The 253-nt window shown below is 40.3% G+C and carries 1 pseudogene; it reads right to left on the reverse strand.

The features are described 5' to 3' along the window. Positions 1–253: pseudogene (locus AAEZ00_RS21760) on the reverse strand (sigma-54-dependent transcriptional regulator); the annotation flags it as partial.

Consider the following 253-nt stretch of genomic DNA (forward strand, 5'->3'; position numbering starts at 1 on the left):
GGTTCAGGGCTACAAGATACGGCTTCAAGATAGCGAAATTGATCTAATAGCTGTGGCTCGCAAGTTAGCATATTATTGAATGCTTGCGGGTTATCTAAGGTTCGGCTTAAAAACTTCTCTTTGATATAAAGGTAGTTTCTTTCAAGCCCGACCACTTCAAGTGCACGGCGAACTGTTCGTGCAAGTTCATCGACATTGTCTGTTTTAATAAAGTAGTCATAAGCGCCATTTTTAATACAACGAACTGCTGTAT

This window comes from Shewanella sp. S1-49-MNA-CIBAN-0167 (genome assembly GCF_040310145.1).
In the GTDB taxonomy this organism is placed as follows: Bacteria; Pseudomonadota; Gammaproteobacteria; order Enterobacterales; family Shewanellaceae; genus Shewanella; species Shewanella psychromarinicola.